The organism is Pseudoalteromonas sp. CO348, assembly GCF_004208845.1.
Lineage (GTDB): Bacteria > Pseudomonadota > Gammaproteobacteria > Enterobacterales > Alteromonadaceae > Pseudoalteromonas > Pseudoalteromonas maricaloris.
Map to the genome: position 1 here is coordinate 115,191 of NZ_SGPI01000033.1, position 20,164 is coordinate 135,354.

Sequence of the window (20,164 nt, forward strand, 5' to 3'; positions counted from 1 at the left end):
AGATGAAGAATACAATAATGACACCGATACTGCTGTGTGCCTCGCTATTTGCCTCAGCACAAGAGGCTTATGTCAGCAGTTACGGTAATGCTTGGGTCAACAACGATATTGACGCCAGCAGGCAATATATAACTCAAGCCGGAATTGCCCCATGGCAAGATAAGCAGCTTAGATTTAATCACTATTTTTATGCCAATAACGTTGGCACCTATACCCTCTATTTACACCTTGAGAAACCAAGTGCACCCAGCACATTACTGGTAACTCATAACAACAAACAAGTGACGCTTAACCTCGATAGACAAAGCCCGAATAAGCTTAAAGTCGGTGACTTTGCCGTGACGCAAGTTGGCTATCAAACTGTCCAAATAGCCGGTGACACATTAGCCAATGGGCAAAACAGTACCTTCCCCGCCATTACCGGGCTTAGTCTCGATGGCGAGGCCATGACCCCCGCGCCTAACTATGTTAAAGAAGACTTTTACTGGGGTCGTCGCGGCCCTTCAGTACACCTTTCCTATACCGTACCTGACAAAAAGGACTATAACTGGTTTTACAACGAAGTAACGGTGCCATCTGGCTATGATCCACAAGGTTCGTATTTTATGGCGAATGGTTTTGGCGAAGGGTACTTTGGTATTCAGGTAAACTCACCCACCGAGCGCCGCGTGCTGTTTTCGGTTTGGAGCCCATACCAAACGGATGATCCAAGCACGATTCCTGACAACCTTAAAATTAAATTACTCGCTAAAGGCGAAGGCGTTTACGTCGGTGAATTTGGCAATGAAGGTTCTGGAGGACAAAGCTATTTACGTTATAACTGGCAACCGGATACGACATATCGCTTTTTAGTCAATATCGAGCCCAGTACAACGAATGCGGGCCATACTGAATATCGCGGCTATTTTTATGCGCCGGAAACCGGTCAATGGAAGTTGATCGCAGCCTTTAGCCGCCCTGAAACCAACACCTATGTTGCAAGACCGCATAGCTTTTTGGAAAACTTTTTACCCGAAGCTGGACAGTTTGAGCGTAAGGCATTTTATAATCGCCAGTTTTTGCGTGACACCCAAGGTAACTGGGTTGAGTTAAATCAGGCTAAATTCACTTATGACGCCACCGCCAGAAAAGGGTCGCGCTTGGATTATCAAGGTGGTGAGGAGCAAAACCGTTTTTACTTACGTAACACCGGTTTCTTCACGGGACCTACACCTTATCTCAGCGAATTCACTCGCCCTAGCAGCAATGATGCGCCGGTGATCCCATGGCAGTCACTACAGGCACACCCTTAATTTAAATGATAGCTTCGCTCTGGTCGGCCAATGCTACCGTAGCTTTGGTCGGCTTTTACTTCTTCTATACTAACCAAAAACTCTAAATAGCGCCGAGCGGTTGAGCGACTCACCCCCACCAATTCTCCCATTTGGGTTGCTGTAAACACCTGCTTGGGCTGGCTTTGAAATGCCGTACGAATTTTTTCCAAAGTAAGTGGGTCAACGCCTTTAGGTAGTCTAGCCGTACTTTGTACGTTCGCCTGTTCACTACCAAATAAGGTGTCGACCATAGATTGCGTCACTTCATTGGCACCATCTAAACACTGCTGACGTGCTTCAAAGCGGGCGAGTGCGAGGTCGAGCCGTTCCAAGATCAGCGGTTTAACTAAAAAATCGCAGACTCCCAGACGGATCGCTTTTTCTAGCGTCGCCACTTCTTTTGCTGCGGTGATCAGCATCACTTCGCTTTTACAGCCTTGCTCGCGTAGCATCTTTAAAAACTCAAGACCGTTACCATCGGGTAGATAAATATCCAATAAAATTAAGTCGGCTTGTATCGCACTCAACAGTACCGTCGCGGTAGAAACATTGTCGCTACTGGCCACCACTCGATATTGCCCTTGCCTTGCGCTACTTGGTGTTGCCGGTGTCACTAGGTATTGCGCTAATAATTGTGCCACAGCTACTTCATCTTCGATGATCACCACAGAATAAGTCATTGTTATTGCTCTTTTACTTGCTTGGGAATAAAGACCGTGATCCTTGCACCAAGTAATTCAGACTCCCCAACCTCTAAGGTTCCGTGGCAGGAATCAAGATTTGTTTTTACGAGATATAAGCCAACACCATGTTGGTCGCCGGACTTAGTACTAAACTGCGGCGTAAACGCCTCTTCGACGTTACCAATCAGTCCAGTGCCGCTATCTTCAACATCAAAGATAATATCCTGAACCGTTTCATCCACTGTTACGACCACTTTGGCAGGCCGTAACTGTGCCGTCGTTCTCGCCGCTTCGATGGCATTATCGATGAGATTACCTAATATTGAAACTATTCGTTCCAACATCTCTTTTTGATGGATAGCACACAGCGCGCTGTCGGAACTCACCTCGAGTGCCACATTATGCTCTCGTGCTTTATGGTATTTACCGAGTAATAAGCCCGCGATCACTGGCTCTTGTATATAGGTAAGGAGGTTTTCAATTTGCGCTTGTGAGCCTTGGCTTTCTTGGCCTATCAGCTCAATCGCTTTGTCATATTGCGCCATTTGGATAAGCGCGCCAATGGTATTTAACTTGTTTGAATAGTCATGTGTTTGCACTCTCAATAGCTCTGCAAAAGCCTGTACTTTAGTGAGCTGCTTAGACACGTACTCTAGTTCATCGGAGGGCCGCATACTCAATAAAATACCTTCGTGTTGACCTTGCACTTGCAGCGCAAACCGCGACAACACCAAACGCTTGTCAGCAACAAATAGCTCAAAACCAACCAAAGGGCGATTGGGGTTATGCAACAAGAAATCGCTATGTTCTGGTAACAGATCGCTCAGGTGCAAACCTTGCTTACTCAAGCCGCGAGGCTTTTCGAGAATTTCGCACGCTCGTTGATTCAAACGGCGCACGCTGCCATCGGGGTCGAGCGCGATAATCCCCGTACGTACGGTATTCAGTATGGCCTCTTGCTCAGCAAATAAGCGCCCGATTTCATCTGGTTGCAGGCCAAAAATGGCTTGGCGGACACGTCGACCAATCCAAATCGCGGCAATGACACTGAGCAGTAACACCGCTGCAGCTCCAACAAAAACGGCAATGCTGCGCTGCAGCACCAACGACTCAACGGATTGCACTAAAAAGCCTACCGAGACTAAACCAATCACCTCACCAGCGGGAGAGTACACCGGCACTTTGCCGCGAATAGACTCACCTAAACTGCCCTGTGCCGTTGAGATATAACTCTCTCCAGACAATGCGGCTTGGCTATCCCCTCCGACCATGGTGCGACCAATTTTTTGCTCATCGGGGTGGGCAATACGTCGCGTTTCGGTGTCACCAATGACGATAAAATCTGCGCCAGTTGCCTGGCGCAGCAACTCAACATTAGTATTGAGGCGTTGGATCTGTGAGCTATCCCTATCTGTTATGAGTGCCGTCATAACATCTTCACGAACCGCCACCGCCTTAGCCAAAGCCAAGGCTTTTTCTCCCACTTCCTGGTGTAAGCTTTGCGTAATAACCTGATACACCAACGCGGTAAATAAGCATGCTTGGATCACACACAAGCCCACAACCCAAGTGATCAGTCGCGTTTCTAAGCGTTTTGGTCTGCGTGCTAATTTTTGTGATTGCGACACACGTATTTCCTCACTGCTGGGTTACTGCGCAACTTTTCGTTGCTGGAAGTACTCTTTTAATGGGATCAACAACACTAACATGGCAAGCGCAAATATGCCTAAAGTTAGTGGCCGCTCCCAAATAAAGCTAATAGAGCCATCCGAAATCATCATGGCGCGGCGGTAATTGCGTTCGATCATATCGCCAAGAATAAACCCAAGGAGCAAAGGTGCCATCGGGAAACTCAATAATCTCAGCACCACCGCCACCAAGGCAAAACCCACCATCATAAACAAATCAAAGGTATTAAATGACACCAGATACACGCCAATCAAGCTAAAGAATAAAATCATCACCGTGAGAACTGAGCGTGGCAAAGTCAAAGCCTTTGCAAAATAAGGGATCAGTGGCAAATTTAAAATCAGCAGCACAATGTTGCCAAAATACATGCTTACAATTACCGACCAAAATACCGTAGGATTGTCCTGCATTAACGTAGGGCCCGGCTGAATACCATAAGCAATCAGCGCCCCTAACATAATCGCAGTGGTGCCAGACCCCGGGATCCCAAGCGTTAACAATGGCACAAACGACCCAGTACAAGCGGCATTGTTTGCCGACTCAGGTGCCGCTAAGCCACGGATTTCACCACGCCCAAAACGCTCACGAATGGCTTTGGGTGCCAAATTTCGCTCTGTCGCATAAGCCATAAAACTTGCTATCGTTGCGCCAGCCCCCGGCAATACGCCAATGATAAATCCTAAAATTGAAGAGCGCCCCACAACTGGCGCCATTTCTTTCACTTCAGCGCCAGATAGTTTTGTTGAGCCAATAACAGGGGTGTCATCATCATTCGAACCTTGATTAGCTTTTTCTGGACGGATCACGTTGATCAGCGCCTCAGACAATGCAAAGGTTGCCATTGCGACCAACAAAAAGCTTACGCCGTCTAGCAAGTCCGCCTGACCAAAGGTAAAACGCTCAGTACCAGATGAAGGGTCTATTCCCACCGTCGACAGCATCAAGCCAAATACAGTCATCATCATGGCTTTTAAAAATTGCCCTTTTGCAGAAAAAGCAGCAATCGCAGTCAAGCCCAAAAACATCAACATCACATAGTCTGGAGACTGAAAGCTTAAGCTCACTTTTGCAAGTAGTGGTGCGGCTATCATAAGCATCAACGCACCAATCGTTCCGCCAGTAAATGAAGCATAAGCGGCAATAGCCAAAGCCTTGCCTGCATGTCCTTGTTTTGCCATTGGATAGCCGTCAAATGACGATGCCACAGTACCAGCTACACCGGGAGCGTTAATCAAAATAGAGGAAGTCGAGCCACCAAAAATTGCGCCGTAATATACGCCCGCCATTAAGATCATACCGGAGTCGGCACCGATGTTGTAAGTGATAGGGATCATCAACGCAATCGCCGTGATTGGCCCTAAGCCGGGCAACATACCGATAAAAGTACCGACAAAGCAGCCAACTATTACGTACAGTAAATTTTGCCACATAAAGGCCGTGGACAGGCCAACTAAAATACCGTCTAACATGGCTTAACTCCAAAAATCCCCAGGAACCAGATAGATCCCAAGTAGCTGCGTCATAATGGCCCAAAATACGATAACCACAGGTACCGACGCCAATAACAAAATTTGCTTACGTCGCTCACCCATAATTAAAAAGCCACAGCCTAAAAACAAAATGGTCGAGACAATAAACCCGAGTTCGTCAAGCACACTGCTGTAGATAAGCATCAATACAATCAGTGCTGCACATTGGGCGATGGTTGCCTTGGAGATAGTCTCCGTTCCTTCACGTTTATCAAGCGCAGGGACGCCTCTAAACAGTGTTGCGGCAATCGACAAAAGACAAACAATAATGCCAATCAGCGCGTATACCTTAGGCAAAGTTGCTGAGTTTACCGCCTCGTATTCTTCAAAAGGCATAATCGGGATTTGCCAAGCAGATACCGCATAGAGTGAAAACAGAATTAAAAACAGCACTGGGCCTAACAATTCTCGGTTTAACATAGTGAATTACCCACTTTTAGGTGGTGCAGTAACCTCACTGCAGCCACCTATTTAATTTAATCAGCGTCTAACGAAACCCAATTCTTCCATCACCACTTTCAGCTGCGCTTCTTGTGCCTCTAGCGCCTCAATAAACTCGTGCTGTGGCTTAAATAGATTCAACCAACCGTTGCGAGCACGCACCGCTTCCCACTCTTTGCTTTGCACCAGCTTTTGTAATCTCACGGTATATTCGTCGAGTTTTGCTTGAGGGAGATCCGGAGCCGCAAAAAAACCACGCCAGTTAACAAATTCCATGTCATAGCCTAGAGACTTCAGGGTTGGGATCTCTGGATAGTCCGCGATAGGCTCTGGCGCGGTAACAGCAAGAATGCGCGCCTGACCACTTTTTGCCATGTCGAGCGCTTCACTTAATCCGGTCGAGAGCATCTTCACCTCGCCAGATAATAAACCCGCCTTGGCTTTGCCACCGGCATCGTAAGGAATGTAACGCAGCTTACGACCGTCAACGCCTGCCGCTTTTACTGCTTGTGCTGCAACGAGATGATCCATACTGCCGCGAGCAGAACCTCCCGCGACGGTCACAGAGCCCGGGTTTACTTCTAGACGAGCAATCACCTCCTTCCAGCTCTTAAAAGGCGAATCATCACGCACCACGAATGCACCATAATCGGCAATTACGCTGGCAACAGGCGTTAAATCACGATAACTATAGGGGATCTTACCCGACAACGCGCGCAGCACGATTGGCGTTGAATTAACCATCAACATATCGCCTTTTTTATTGCCCGATTCAATCAAGTAAGCAATAGCACGGCCGCCACCACCGCCTGACATATTCTGAAACGACGCATTGGACTCAAGCCCTGATTTCACTAACGCCTCGCCCACAGCTCGAGCCGTGGTATCCCAGCCACCACCTGGACCACCGGGAATTAAAAAGTGGGTATCCGCTAATACCTGAGTAGACATCATTGCCACGCCAGCTATTGCTAATTTGAGATGCTTTAATGCAAACTTCATAACCTGCTCCCGTTAAAATAGATACTGCAAGCGTGCAGCAAAACCAAATCCTGAATCTTCGTCACCAACCAACGCGGTACTTCCTGCTCCTGAAACATCCGCATAGACAAGGTTAGCCATGAACTTTAAGCTGCTGGAATGGTAATAGGTACCGCCCAGTGTGTAGGCGTCGACTTGCGTGCCTTGGTTGGCGTTTTCAGCATCCATACTGGAAATACGCGCAACCAACTCCCACGCATTTTTTACCCCTTTAGGCTGCTTAAATACCGCAGAGCCAGCGGAATATTGTTTGTGTTCACCGGTCAAGAAATAGCTCAAGGACAAGTGATAACCCGAAATATCTCCCCCATCTAAAGCAGAAGTAGGGTCGAGGGTATCTAAGTTGCGTGTGGCATATTCGGCCTCAAGCATAAAGGCGTTGTGTTGATAAGCGAGCTCTAACCCGGCTTGTGACATGCTATCAAGGGCCACTACATCACCGCCTGCAGCATAATCCACGAGGCGCACTTTGGCTTCACGTACTTCACCGCGAGCAAGGCGATTACCCAGCGTTGCACCGCCCATATCACGGTACGAACCCCAACCACCTAAATGCAGAGTTTTACCAGGAGTGTGTTGCGACCAAGTCAAACGCCCCGAATAGGCAAGTGCCAGACGGTCATCTTGGTCACGCCCAGATGCACCAAAAGCGTCGTTTTTATATACCCCTAACGCATAGCGAAAACCGGAATCTTTAAAATATTGATAAGCTGATGCGCCCCAACGAAAGTAAGGAGAAAACGTATCAGCGATAGAGCTGCGCTCTATGGTATTGATGTGTTTGCTGCTGGTGAGCGCATTTAGGGTGATATCTTCTCTTAATTTACCAAACTGAAAGCGCGGGCCGTTGTTCCAGCCGGTATAACGCACTCTTACAGTGACTATCTCGGCATCGCCTTCAGCAAAATCGAGTAGCAACTTATGCTCCCAATCGCCTTGCTCACTCTCTACATAGGTGCGGATCCGACGCGGGAAAAAGTCGCTGGCGGCATTACCCTCATTATCGGCGCTGTATGCACCACTAAAATGGTTAAAATCGAGTTGTACACGCCCGCCAAACTCAAGGTTCAGTGATTTATTGGACTGTAATTCCTTTAATTGCGCTTCTAGCTTTGCAACCTTGCTGGCTAGTGCTTCATCTTGTTGTGCCAAAACGGGGCAAGCAGTTACTGCAATTAATGACATTGCTGCAACTGGCTTCATTATTGTTATTCTCATTGCTCTGTACTCATTTGTCTTAAACGTATTGTGACTAGCGACTACAACCTGCTATCAAGTACGAGCTTATTGTTAACCCTCAATTAACCATAGATTACGGAAATAAGTTGATTAAGTTGAGTAAAACGCGTTTTGTGCATAAAAATCATGAGCAATATGCACAAAACCAAAAGTGGTGAGGAAATAAATAACGAGTGAAGCGAAAGTATGACCGCTGCGTTAATCAAAATATCTAAGATGTGGATGATGAATTAACCTAGCTTTTCTCTGAGGCTCTGGAAACGGTGAGCCTACAAAGCTCAATATAGAATAATACTTTGCCCCCTAGAATAAGCAGAAATAAGACACACAACACACCAAAAACCATCACATTAATAAAACAATACACTCAATAAATTTAAATTTGGTGTAATTCCAACCACTTAGATCTAAATAAGAATTATTTTCAAAAAGAACATTGACAGCCCCTCAAATCTAATTGATAATCACTATCAACAAGACGAGAGTGACGGCTCAACTTGTTATCACAATAGTTTCTTGACCCGAAACAAGGCTGGTATCCACAACTACCAAGGACGTTAGCAGGCACTTGCATTGCTCCTCGTATTTAGACGCTAACTCCACTTTTTACTTGCTACATTGCTCATATCGGTGACGGTAGATATGAAATCAAAAAGCCCTGCTCAGGGCTTTTTTTATGCCCAAAATTTATTTTTACTTCGGTATTTCCTAGAAAAACAGCCGCATTAATATTAATGAGAATTATTTTCAAAAAAGTATTGACTCATTGTTAGATCTAACTGATAATCAATATCAACAAGACGGCAACGTGTTGTTTCGCCAACTCAGTTAGTAAGGTTGATAGTTGTAAAGCCCTGTCTACCTGATGTACTCGCTATCTTGAGATTGGCATTAGTACTCTAGTTTGTTTCTCGACCCTGAAACACGGCTGGCCAACGTTAATGGCTTGAATGAGCTTAATTCAGTCGCCCCTAAACCTGACTAAGTTTATTCTCACAATTTACTTGCTACATTGCTCATATCGGTGACGGTAGATATGAACGTAAAAAGCCCTGCTCAGGGCTTTTTTTATGCCCAAAATTTATATCTATTTTCAGCACTTACCGAAAAACAGTCGCACAAATATTAATGAGAATTATTTCCAAAAAGGTATTGACCTAACGGCTAATCTAATTGATAATCAATATCAACAAGAGGACATACTCTTGCTGATTCGACCCTGAATCGTGTTGTCGGTGATGTGCTACAACGCCCCTTGATGTGTATCACTGGCAACCACTTTTTACTTGCTACATTGCTCATATCGGTGACGGTAGATATGAATCAAAAAGCCCTGCTCAGGGCTTTTTTTATGCCTACATTTTCTATCAGCGTTTGTTCAGCTGTAATGTCGTGTAATCGTTTTCTTTTACTAGAATCCGTATCATTCTATTTTTCCAAAAATAACAATAATATGAACGCTCGACGCTACCGTTATAACATGTTGTTAAGCCTGCTGCTGCTGGTAGGGTTTATTTTCACCAGCTGGATAAGTATCGAGCATGCTAAACAGTCGTTGTATAAAGGGGTAAGCGATGATGCTCTGCCACTCACCAGCCATCTGATTGATTTAGACATACAAAAGCGGCTTCAAGCTCCAATCATTGTTTCTCAGCAAATGGCAAATAACGTCTTTATTAAACGTTGGCTAACGTCTTCACAGCAAGACCCTGCGCTTATTTTCACCTACTTAGAAGATACTCGAGCATTACATCACGCAAAAACGAGCTTTTTAGTGGACGACAAGAGCCTCACTTATTACCACTTTGATGGTAACACCCAGCAGTTAGACATTCGCGCCAAACAAAACGATTGGTACCGTGAAAGCCTGCATAGCGATGCTGACTATGCGCTCAATGTTGATATAGACCCAAGAGATAACAACGAAGCTATTGTTTACGTCAATCATAAAATAAAACAAAACAACGATGTGATTGGCGTTGTTGGGGTTGGTATCTTATTGGCTGATTTACACCATTTAATCGAACAATACGAAGCCAGCTATGCACGCAAACTGTACTTTATTGACCACAAAGGCAGGCTATTATTTTTTAACGATCAGACCCTATCTGGCACCAGTATTCATGATCGTTTTCCAACCCAAGCAACGGCGCTGCTCAATCAATCCGAATATCAATTTCGGTTGGAAACCGACGACCATGCCGAGTTTGTCCATTCGCGCTATTTGGACTCTATAGGCTGGTATTTAATTGTTGAGCAAACAATAGATAAATCCAGTGGAATAAACGACATACTCACAACCAATTTATGGGTAGGGAGCCTAGTCACCTTATTAATATTGGCCGTGGCGCAGTTGACGTTTAATCACTATCAAAAACGCTTAGAAAAAATGGCGAAGTACGACAAACTCACCGATACCTTTAATCGCCAAGCCTTTGAGCCACAGCTTCAGCACCATTTAGCGAAAGCGCGTACCCAATCAACCCCAGTAGTGATGTTGATGATGGACATTGACCACTTTAAACAAGTGAACGATCAACATGGCCATGTGGTAGGCGACAGAGTGCTGCAATGCTTCTCCAACGTATGTAAACGCCAGATAGAAAACAACGGTTTGCTGTGCCGCTGGGGGGGTGAAGAATTTATGGTATTGCTACCCAAAGCGACGTTAGAGCAAGGAATTGCGATTGCTGAGAAGATCCATGTTGCACTAGAGCAAGCGGAATGTGAGGTCAAAGTGACAGTCAGTATTGGCGTTGCACAATACCATATTGATGAATCAGAAGATGGTTTTATAAAGCGCGCCGATGCCGCGCTCTATCGTGCCAAACAAGGCCGGAATCAAACCAAATTCGCCGCTTAGCGGCGATTCTTACGCGCTCTTGCGCGGCGCTGACGTTTTTCGTCTTCACGCGCGGCCTTTTTAGCCTCAGCTTGTGCTCGTAACTCAGCAACCATTTCTTCTTCCGACTCTCGCATTTCCGGCGTTTCCATCGTGATCTGCCCGATAACAGCATCGCGCAGTTCGTTGATTAAAATCTCCGACATCTTATGCGTATCAACCTGATTGCCACCCTTTACACAACCACGCTTGCGGCCAGCCATCTCGATAAATGTCCAATCACAGTCCGGTAATTCGTCGAGCTTGTAACGTGCTTTTAAAAGCTCTGGATATGCACCTAGCAGATATTCAGCGGTGTAGCTCGCCACTTCTTCATAATTGATAGCCGTATCGCGAATAGCACCCGTTGCCGCCAAACGATAGCCCGAGTTTTCATTCTCAACCTTTGGCCACAACATACCCGGCGTATCGTAAAGCATAATGCCGTCTTCAAGCTTAATACGCTGTTGCGCTTTAGTTACCGCTGGTTCATTACCTGTTTTTGCAACAATTCTGCCGGCAAGTGTATTGATAAGCGTCGATTTACCCACATTTGGAATACCCATGATCATGGCTTTTAGCTGCTTATCTTGACCCACTTTATGAGGTGCAAGCTTTTTGCAAAGCGCATTAATACGCTGTACTTCATTCGCCTTATCATGACCAAACGCCAGCGCTTTTACACCGCTCTCACGTTCAAAATACTCCATCCACTGCTTGGTCAGTTCAGGATCGGCAAGGTCCGCTTTATTCATGATTTTGATAACAGGCTTGTCACCACGTAACTGCCCTACCATCGGGTTTTCGCTACTGTATGGAATACGAGCATCCAGCACTTCAATAATGACATCCATCTGCGGCATGATCTCTTTGATCTCATTGCGCGCTTTATTCATATGCCCTGGGAACCACTGTATTGCCATTATAACCACCTGTATTAATTAACTTTAAAAGCTCATATGTTGAATACCTTGCCAAACTCACACACGCCATAACGTCGTTCGTACGAAGCAAGAGATAGGTTAAGGATACAACATAGGGTACTAAACGCTTTTAATACAGCAGCAGTACCTCATCACTAAGTTGGCTATTCTACTATAAATTGACAGGATTGGGTTAATGGCTATGAATTCTATTTAATTCACGTATCACTCTCAAAATACTTGCCTATGTATCGCTGCTATGAGTAAAGTCAGCCCGTCCTCCTGACAGGTTTTGGCGCCCATCAATCACACCCAGAAAGCATAACTTCTCGGCGGGTGAACCGGCTCCCACAAAACCTTTTGCACTGCGAATTAGGAGGCTATGCTGATAGTTTTTGTAACCCTTGCAAACAGCTTCATTGCTGATGGCTTTGTGAACAGCTAACAGGCGACTTATTCCCCCTCCATCACACCCAAAAAGCATAACTTCTCGGCGGGTGAGCCGCTTCCCACGAAACTATTTGCACTGCGAATTGGGAGGCTATACTGATAGTTTTTGTAACCCTTGCAAACAGCTTATTCCATCTTCCATCACACTTTTCATGGGTGGCAACTGTCTACCCGAGAATATTGAAAAAGTGAACTTCATCAAACATCTACACTTACTTGCAGATATGGGAGATATGGAAATCACTGATATGACCAGCTTGGTTTCTAAAGCAATAAAATAACAATTAAATTGAACTCGGAACATAGAGTTAGCTTACAGACAGATTCACGAGGCATTTTGTTAGACGTTAGCAGCGCAGTGGAGAATATACTCGCCTTGAATAATCCACTCAAAAAGGGAGTGGATTATTCAAACTCAAAAACTCACAAAGTAAACTTAGACAGCAGTGCCTCTTGTTCATGGGCATTTTTCGCGAGTTCTTCGCTGGCATTATATTGTTTGTCTGAAAAGCTGCCGACCTCCACGCTAATATCGTTGATATGTATTGTATTTTTATTGATTTCTTCAATCACCACACTTTGCTCTTCTATGGCGGTTGCGATTTGAATATTGCGATCCATAAGCTCTTTTACTGCTTCTGAGATTTCTTCTAGCATATGTGTCGCTTGCTCGGTTTGTGACACACATTGCTGGGTTTTATCTCGGCTACTTCCCATAGATTGCTGAACTTGAATGGATGAGGCTTGGATCTGGTCGATCATGGATTTAATTTCAGTGGTGGATTCCTGTGTTTTTGATGCTAGAGAGCGCACTTCATCGGCCACAACCGCAAAACCTCGGCCCTGCTCTCCGGCACGTGCGGCTTCAATTGCAGCATTAAGTGCCAGTAGATTGGTTTGTTCTGCAATACCATTAATGACTGAAAGAATATTCTCGATATTTTGGCTATATTCTGCAAGTTGCGTACTCAGCTCGTACGATGCAGTAATATCGTCAGCCAAAGCATTAATTTGGCTTCGCGCTTTAAAGAATATCTCTTGCCCTTCAGAGGTCTTTTCATTCACCGAGGTGATAGAGCTTGCGGCTTGCTGCGCGTTACCCGCGATTTCGGTCGAGGTAGTGCTCATTTCATTCATCGCGGTAGCGAGGTTTTCAATTAGGCTAACTTGTTGATCAAGTTTCTGTGAGGAATGTGTCGACAGCTCTTTGGCGGCATCACTGCTTATCACCACATCGTCTGCACGTTCTTTTACGTTACTTACTAACCCATGCAAAAAGCCCAAGAACAAATTAAATTGTCGCGCTACCGTACCGCACTCATCTTCGTTCACGATTTTTAAGCGCTGAGTTAAGTCACCGCCTCCACTTGCCATGCCGGTGATTGCAGATTCCAAATCCCGTAATGGTTGGAGTAAGTGAATTGCTAACGTCCGTACGCAGAATACTCCAATAGCCACAGCTAAAATAGCAATGATCAGGGAGTTTATTGTAATTTCAGTCAGTGTTTTGTAGGCTTTTGATTTATCGATTAATACCGCCAAGTACCAGTCCGTACCAAAGGTGTTATCAAGCGAATGTAAGTAAAACAACCTTTTGCCTTCTTTGGTATCCACTTCTTGCAACTTATCTACGCTATCTAAGCGTAAAGCTGGATATACCTGTTGCAGTTTTTTGCCGTTAAATTCGGCCTGTTGATGAGAAATGACATTACCAGACTTGTCGACCAAAAAGGCATAACCGGTATTATCAAAATTGACCTGATTGACACTATTGGCGATGGTTTTTAGGCTTAAATCTCCCCCAATTACCCCTTTAAAATTACCATTCACTACAATGGGAGATACCACCGACAGCAATAACTCACCTGTCGCCGCGTCAGTATATGGACTGGTATAAACGGTTTTATTTTGGTTTTTACCAAGCTTATACCAAGCTCGCTCTCTAAAATCTACGCCCGGAGGATTTTTGCGAGTGGGGTTGTTCGACCTGAGCCCTTCCTCATTAGCCAAAGTACCAAAAGCCAGCAGAAACTCCTTTTTAAACACTGGTGTATTCAGTGCTTGTTGAAAGTTATCATCGCTAAAGTTTTGCTCTAACTGACTTTTTATCACATTAATTTGCGTTGCTTTACCGGCCAGCCAATTCTCTATGCTCACGGCAAGCAATTGCGTGCTATCCGTTACATAGGCATGGGTTTTGGTTTTTACCGAATCGCTAACAAACCAGTAAGTAGAAAGCGTCGTTGTGGTGATGATCAATAAGATCACTATGGCAGAAGTCACAGAGAACTTAGTGCGGATCTTCATATTCAACAGCCTGAATAAAAAGTGCTCGAATATCAAAAGTGTTGTCTATAATTCGATTATTGGCAACTGAGCGATGTAAAAACCATGAATTTTACTTTGAGCAACTCAACCGCACTGATTGGCCTAGCCTGTTTACTGACTTCTTCAGTAGCTTTAGCAGCCGATCGACCTGTTACCATGGCCGACATTGAAAATCTTGAGCGGCAATTAGCTGAGCTTAAAGCTCGGTTTATGACGCAAAATAGCGAACCAAAGGCCGCAGCTCCTGTGGCAAAATCAACACCACAAAGTGACCCCGTCAAACCACTTACCGAGCCCTCAACCACGCTCCAAACCTATGCCACAATACGCCCGACATTTGGCGTAATCAATCAAGATGACGCAAGTAACTGGGATGTTCGTGACGCCTTATCCCACGCAGGGATTAAAGTGACTCATGAATTTATGCCGGGCTGGCAGGCCGAACTTCATGGTGAATGGGGCATCGACCTCGCCAATGAAGGAAATTTTGGCAAGTCACGCCGTGCTTATACTGCACTAGGTACACCGTATGGTCGGTTTGGCATTGGCAAACAAAGGCCTGCACAGTATCTGTTTATTGCCGAATACGTTGATATTTTTAATCACGCCAGCAGCCCATTTGCTTACGATCCAGAGAGCATTTTTTTCGTTGATAATTTAGTTACTTACCGCTACGAATTGGGGCCGATGACGTTTATCGCCGCAGGCCAATTTAATGGTGACAAAGGCGATAACCAAACGGATTTATTCAACACTGGGTTAAGTTACGATAACGCAGGTTTACACGCAGCGATTACTTATCAACAAAACGATGTATACGATAACGAGCAGCATATTGGCGAAAACCAACTTTGGTCTGGTGCGCTGGCTTATCAATTTACCTCCCGCTTTTACGCTGCCATGGCGTATCAAGACAAAGACTATCAACGCGTGGGCGCTCTTGATTCTCGACAAGGCCACACCTTTGATCTTTCGTTGGCCTATCAACTCGCAAAACACTATAAACTCAAAACCGGATATTTTGATTTTGATGACGGTTACGGCAGTCATGATCCGCTTAATCAAAGCTTCGATGGCTACAATGTGACACTTGAGTGGCTACCAACACCGCCGCTCAGAGTGCACTTGGAGTATTTGAACAAGTCCTTTGATAATCAAGTCGATATGGACTCCATCTCCATTGGCTTTAGGTACGATTACAAGCAAGAGTGGCAATTTGATTAGCCAAGATCACAGGCTCTAAGATAATAACTTTTCAATTTGACTTGATTCATACATCAAGTATTCAAGTGAGGGTGGTACACTCGCACAAGGCTTAGAAGTATTCAAGTTTAAAGAGGCGGCATGAACCACTCTCCTATTCCACTCAATATTACCGCGAGCGCCAAAATCGAAAGCATTGTGGTACTGCATGGCTTGTACATGTCTGGGTTTGTGATGCGGCCGCTTAGCGCTCGCTTAGGTAAATCTGGCTACCGTATTCTCAATTTAAGCTATAACACATTAACGCCAGATGTTGATGAGATCTGCGCTGCTATTGATACTTTCGTTGGCGACCGCCCCGCCGCACTCGTTTGCCACTCCATGGGAGGCTTAGTTGCAAGGGCGTATTTAGAACGAGGTTCTGCAACGAGCAAGCAAGTAAAAAAAGTGGTGACCTTGGGGACACCACATAAAGGCAGTGCCATTGCCAAGCATATGCACGACAAAGGACTGGAGCTACTGTTAAAAAACAGTGTGGAGTTTTTATTATCTAACAATCAAGATTGGCCTTTCGACGCCAAGCTTTACAGTATTGCTGGTGACTTACCCATCGGACTAATGCCACTACTACAAAAAGGTAGCCAGTCGGATGGTACTGTGTTGTTAGAAGAAACCAAGCTCAGTGGCATGGCCGAGCACAAAGTATTTCATCTCAGCCATACGAGCTTAATATATTCCCGTGCGGTAATGGACTATATCTGCGAGCTGTTAGAGAGGCCTTAGTGCTCTGCGCTTGCAGCCACTTTGTAAGCAATCACAGCGATCAAACCAACTACTAGCGGCACTGGTGCAGCGATATAACCAAAGGTGTCTGAGTTTGCGATACTTGCGCCAGCTAAATGACCTACTAGCCCAACAACAAATGCTACTAAAGCGATAACAACGACGACGAGTTCCATTTTATGTTCTGATTGTGTTTTGCCTTTCATACTCATTTCCTCAAGTAGTAGACACTGGTTTTTTGTGTCTTGATGAGATGATTATGCGCTTACAGTGCGGTGATATTTTGACCTAAATCAAGGTTTCAAACCGCCAAAATACGAACGTGATTAAACACTTGTCTTAGATCAAAAACTACGCGCTCTGGTAAGGTTTTAGGAAAAGTTGGCAAGCTTTATTCCTGCCAAGTATTCATGTCACCTTGTTATTTTTGAGCGCTTTTTGGGGTTTCATCTTGTTTTTTACCACGCTCATCCCAACGTCATCTTGTATTAATATTTGATATGTTTTGATTTTATTAATTGATTTTTCCGATTAAACACTTTGATTTTAATCATTGGGCAATCACCTAAGGTTGCGCCATACTGACTGTGAATCAACAAGGAGCATCGCATGACAAACATTAATTCTATCGGTTTAGACAAAGCTAAGAGCCAAGCACTAGTAACGTCACTTAATACGCTACTAAGTAGCTACCAAATTCAATATATGAATGCCCGTGGTTTTCACTGGAACATCAAAGGTCGTGAGTTTTTTGAACTACACCTAAAATTTGAAGAAATTTATACGCTATTACTTGAGAAAGTCGATGAAATCGCAGAGCGTATTTTGACGATTGAAGGCAATCCATTGCATGCGTTTTCTGATTATTTAGAAACCAGTAAAATTCAAGAAGCAAAAGGGATCAGCAATGGCACACAAGCACTAGAAACCTTGCTTGATGGCTATACAACGCTTATTTCTATGCAGCGTGAAATTTTAGCGCAAGCGGGCGAAGCCGAAGATGAAGGGACAGCAGCGCTAATGAGCGACTACATCAAAGAGCAAGAAAAGCTGGTGTGGATGCTTAAAGCGTATTTAAACTAAGATAGACGGATAGGTCGGGCTAAGGCTGCGATGTACAAGTCGAGCTAAAGCTACGACCTACAAGCTGGGCCAACTCCTACCTAGGTTTCCTCTGGTAGGAGCGAGTTCACCTCGCGAGCTTTTATCGCTTTTTGTCGAGCTAACATCAGGATGTACAAGTCGAGCTAAAGCTACGACCTACAAGCGAGCCAGCTCCTACCTAGATTCTTCTTTGGTAGGAACGAGTTTACCTCGCGAGCTTTTAGCGCTTTTTGTCGAGCTAACGTCAGGATGTACAAGTCGAGCTAAAGCTACGACCTACAAGCTGGGCCAACTCCTACCTAGGATTCCTCTGGTAGGAGCGAGTTCACCTCGCGAGCTTTTATCGCTTTTTTGTCGAGCTAACGTCAGGATGTACGAGTCGAGCTAAAGCTACGACCTACAAGCAGAGCCAGCTCCTACCTAGGTTTTCCTCTTGTAGGAGCGAGTTCACCTCGCGATCTTTTGTCGAGTTAGAGCTACGACCTACCATTCAATAAGCTGATAAAGAATGCCATTTCTAGCGCTCTTTCATGTAAGCTTTTAAATCGGCCTGAGGCACCACCGTGACCCGCTTCCAAGTCGGTTTTAAAGACCAGTACGTTATCATCCGTTTTATATTCTCTAAGCTTAGCAACCCACTTCATTGGCTCCCAATACTGCACTTGCGAGTCGTGCAGACCTGTGGTGACTAGAATATTTGGGTAGGCTTTGGCTTCAATATTGTCATACGGTGAATACGCTAAAATATTCTGGTAGTCCGCTTCATTATTCGGATTACCCCATTCATCATACTCATTGGTGGTCAATGGGATTGACTCATCCAACATGGTAGTTAACACATCCAAGAAAGGCACATGGCAGCCTAACCCTAAATACAGCTCTGGAGCTTGGTTTGCAATTGCACCCATTAACAGGCCGCCTGCACTTCCGCCTGATGCAAACACTTTGTCTTTATGGCCGTAGCCCTGCTCAACCAAGGCCTTGGTAACATCAATAAAATCGTTGAAGGTATTTTGCTTATGCGCTTTTTTGCCTTGCTCATACCATTCACGACCAAGCATCTCAGAACCTCGAATATGCGCAATCGCGTATACAAACCCTCTATCTAACAGGCTTAGAATTTGACTAGAGAAGTTAGGGTCGATAGTAATACCATAAGAACCATAGCCATACTGCAATAGTGGATTGCTACCGTCTTGATTAAACTTATCTTTACGATAGACCAAAGATACAGGGACTTTAACGCCATCTCTGGCGGTTATGTGCAAACGTTCAGAGTGATAATATTCTGGTTTAAAATCACCTAACACTTGCTGCTGCTTTTTAAGCGTTTTCTTACCTGTGGTTAAGTCACAATCGTATACTGAGCTTGGAGTTGTCATGCTCGAATAGTGGATACGAATATTACTTGAACTTGGCTCAGGGTTATTTCCAACCGTGGCAAAATAACAAGCATCATCAAATCCAAGGTGATAGCTCTGCCCTTGATAATCGTGGACAACAAAACGGATCTGCCCTTGTTCACGCTCAGTCAGCACAAAGTGACTATTGAACAGCTCCAAGCCTTCTAATAGTATATGGTCGCGATGGGCAACCAACTCTTCCCATTGCTCGACATCACCAACGGTTGCTGCTGTTGCACGCATTAAACGGAAGTTTTTAGCATTCTTATTACTCAGGATGTAAAAGAACTCTCCCATTTTTTCAAGACCATATTCATGGCCAATTTCTCTTGGAATAAGGGTACTAAACTCACCGCAAGGATCGTTTGCATCCAGTATTAACTGATCGCTCGTTTCCGTCGCTGCGAGATAGATATAAATAGCGCTTTCGTCACGACTTTTACCCAATCCCATATAAAATTGGCGATCTTGCTCTTCAAACACCAAAATATCATCACTTTGTGGCGTTCCCAACACATGGCGATACACTTGGAAGCCGAGCAACGTTTGCTCGTCTTTTTTGACATAAAATACGGTTTTATTGTCGTTCGCCCAAATTACCTGACCTTCCGTGTTATACAGCACGTCTTGTAGTAATGTATTGGTGTTTAAATCAAGAAACTTGATGGTGTAAATTCGACGCCCATCGGTATCTTCACTATAGGCAAGCAGTTGCTCATCTGGGCTTACAGTAATATCACCGATGTCATAAAACTCGTTGCCAGCGGCTAACTGATTAATGTCTAACAGCAGTTTTTTATCCGACAAATCTTCTTGTGATGCACGATAATACTTAGCATATTCCTCATCACCACTCACTTCACTCACATACCAATAGTTGCCATCTTTGGCGGGCACTGAGCTATCGTCTTTTACGATACGACCTTTCATTTCTTCAAACAGCTGGGTTTGCAGCGCTTGATGAGGCGTCATTTGCGCTTCACAGTAATCATTCTCTGCTTTGAGGTGTGCCAACACATCAGCATTTTTACGCTCGTCATCACGCATCCAGTAGTAGTTGTCGATACGTTCATGATTATGGTGCAGCAAGGATTTCGGCTGCTTTTTGGCTAGCGGTTGAGTTTTTTCCATCACCAAGTTGTCATCCTAAATTC

General features: G+C 44.9%; 15 protein-coding genes. 5 read left to right on the top strand and 10 right to left on the bottom strand.

Translation table 11 applies throughout. From position 1 onward, the window contains the following. Positions 1 to 2 precede the first annotated feature (2 nt). On the top strand, positions 3 to 1,292 hold the full coding sequence (locus EXT48_RS17175; RefSeq protein ID WP_130165137.1) for a DUF3472 domain-containing protein: 1,290 nt from the start codon (positions 3 to 5) through the stop codon (positions 1,290 to 1,292). On the opposite strand, the gene EXT48_RS17180 is transcribed toward EXT48_RS17175, so the two are convergent. The 6 genes from EXT48_RS17180 to EXT48_RS17205 are packed head-to-tail and all read right to left on the bottom strand — an operon-like array spanning position 1,289 to position 7,899. Then, positions 1,289 to 1,993, bottom strand: a complete 705-nt coding sequence (locus tag EXT48_RS17180) for a response regulator (RefSeq protein WP_130165138.1) — start codon at positions 1,991 to 1,993, stop codon at positions 1,289 to 1,291. The genes EXT48_RS17175 and EXT48_RS17180 overlap by 4 nt on opposite strands. 2 nt (positions 1,994 to 1,995) lie before the next feature. Then, positions 1,996 to 3,624, bottom strand: coding sequence for a sensor histidine kinase (locus EXT48_RS17185; protein WP_069021685.1), 1,629 nt, complete (start codon positions 3,622 to 3,624; stop codon positions 1,996 to 1,998). A 21-nt stretch (positions 3,625 to 3,645) separates the two neighbouring features. Beyond that, positions 3,646 to 5,154 carry a tripartite tricarboxylate transporter permease gene (locus tag EXT48_RS17190; protein WP_010606897.1) on the bottom strand — a complete coding sequence of 503 codons (1,509 nt, stop codon included), beginning with the start codon at positions 5,152 to 5,154 and terminating at the stop codon, positions 3,646 to 3,648. A gap of 3 nt (positions 5,155 to 5,157) precedes the next feature. Then, complete coding sequence (locus EXT48_RS17195) at positions 5,158 to 5,634, bottom strand: tripartite tricarboxylate transporter TctB family protein (protein WP_130165139.1); 477 nt, start codon at positions 5,632 to 5,634, stop codon at positions 5,158 to 5,160. Between the two features lie 60 nt (positions 5,635 to 5,694). After that, positions 5,695 to 6,657, bottom strand: a complete 963-nt coding sequence (locus EXT48_RS17200) for a tripartite tricarboxylate transporter substrate binding protein (protein WP_010606899.1) — start codon at positions 6,655 to 6,657, stop codon at positions 5,695 to 5,697. Between the two features lie 12 nt (positions 6,658 to 6,669). Then, on the bottom strand, positions 6,670 to 7,899 hold the full coding sequence (locus EXT48_RS17205; RefSeq protein ID WP_130165264.1) for an OprO/OprP family phosphate-selective porin: 1,230 nt from the start codon (positions 7,897 to 7,899) through the stop codon (positions 6,670 to 6,672). A 1,489-nt stretch (positions 7,900 to 9,388) separates the two neighbouring features. Between EXT48_RS17205 and EXT48_RS17210 the strand changes: the two genes are divergently transcribed. Next, positions 9,389 to 10,798 carry a sensor domain-containing diguanylate cyclase gene (locus tag EXT48_RS17210; RefSeq protein ID WP_130165140.1) on the top strand — a complete coding sequence of 470 codons (1,410 nt, stop codon included), beginning with the start codon at positions 9,389 to 9,391 and terminating at the stop codon, positions 10,796 to 10,798. Here the strand turns inward: EXT48_RS17210 and ylqF are convergent. Together ylqF and EXT48_RS17220 are read right to left on the bottom strand one after the other, a co-directional pair. Further along, positions 10,795 to 11,739, bottom strand: coding sequence for a ribosome biogenesis GTPase YlqF (gene ylqF, locus EXT48_RS17215; protein ID WP_039493363.1), 945 nt, complete (start codon positions 11,737 to 11,739; stop codon positions 10,795 to 10,797). The two genes, EXT48_RS17210 and ylqF, sit on opposite strands and share 4 nt — an antisense overlap. 873 nt (positions 11,740 to 12,612) lie before the next feature. Further along, complete coding sequence (locus EXT48_RS17220) at positions 12,613 to 14,496, bottom strand: methyl-accepting chemotaxis protein (protein ID WP_130127160.1); 1,884 nt, start codon at positions 14,494 to 14,496, stop codon at positions 12,613 to 12,615. A gap of 84 nt (positions 14,497 to 14,580) precedes the next feature. Here EXT48_RS17220 and EXT48_RS17225 point away from each other — a divergent pair, with 84 nt between their 5' ends. Both EXT48_RS17225 and EXT48_RS17230 read left to right on the top strand, forming a co-directional pair. Continuing rightward, positions 14,581 to 15,741: a porin gene (locus tag EXT48_RS17225; protein ID WP_045987857.1), complete on the top strand. Its 1,161-nt coding sequence runs from the start codon at positions 14,581 to 14,583 to the stop codon at positions 15,739 to 15,741. Positions 15,742 to 15,861: 120 nt separating this feature from the next. After that, a complete protein-coding gene (locus EXT48_RS17230; RefSeq protein ID WP_130165141.1) occupies positions 15,862 to 16,503 on the top strand; it encodes an alpha/beta fold hydrolase in 642 nt (213 codons plus the stop codon). On the opposite strand, the gene EXT48_RS17235 is transcribed toward EXT48_RS17230, so the two are convergent. Then, on the bottom strand, positions 16,500 to 16,709 hold the full coding sequence (locus EXT48_RS17235) for a hypothetical protein (protein ID WP_128727307.1): 210 nt from the start codon (positions 16,707 to 16,709) through the stop codon (positions 16,500 to 16,502). The genes EXT48_RS17230 and EXT48_RS17235 overlap by 4 nt on opposite strands. Before the next feature lie 403 nt (positions 16,710 to 17,112). Between EXT48_RS17235 and EXT48_RS17240 the strand changes: the two genes are divergently transcribed. Next, on the top strand, positions 17,113 to 17,586 hold the full coding sequence (locus EXT48_RS17240; RefSeq protein ID WP_010376518.1) for a Dps family protein: 474 nt from the start codon (positions 17,113 to 17,115) through the stop codon (positions 17,584 to 17,586). Positions 17,587 to 18,083: 497 nt separating this feature from the next. On the opposite strand, the gene EXT48_RS17245 is transcribed toward EXT48_RS17240, so the two are convergent. Next, positions 18,084 to 20,141, bottom strand: coding sequence for a S9 family peptidase (locus EXT48_RS17245; protein WP_130165142.1), 2,058 nt, complete (start codon positions 20,139 to 20,141; stop codon positions 18,084 to 18,086). Positions 20,142 to 20,164: the final 23 nt, after the last annotated feature.